This is a genomic window from Neisseria sp. P0022.S010 (assembly GCF_051956635.1).
In genome coordinates, this window is record NZ_JBQCXF010000962.1 from 1 (window position 1) to 362 (window position 362).

The following is a 362-nucleotide window of genomic DNA, read 5'->3' on the forward strand; positions in this document are numbered from 1 at the left end:
AAAATATGCAGGCCGTCTGAAACCGAAATACTTGTTTTCAGACGGCCTGTTGTTATTTTTCAAATGATTTTTGAAGAAAAAGAGGCGTATCGGGTATAATAATCAAAGAATTCGAAACGGATTGTCAGGATCGGCAAGCCGTCTCATCATTGTCGTATTTCAAAACCCTACTGATATTTTTTCAATAATCTGTTGCTATGTATCGGAACTTTTTCTGATGTTGGCACTGGCGAAATATTCCTTCAGCCATTTACTCTCAGGAAGCTGCTTATGTTAGTGTGTAATCCTTATGAAGTTGTGATCCATGGTACGACCAGCAAAGGCAAGATTTTCCGACCAAGCGACTGGGCGGAGCGCCTGTG

General features: G+C 41.2%; 1 protein-coding gene. It reads left to right on the forward strand.

What is annotated here, in order from left to right:
* Positions 1–234: 234 nt before the first annotated feature.
* On the forward strand, positions 235–362 hold a 128-nt coding region (locus ACTHUT_RS22340; protein WP_440420002.1), incomplete at its 3' end, for a DUF3579 domain-containing protein.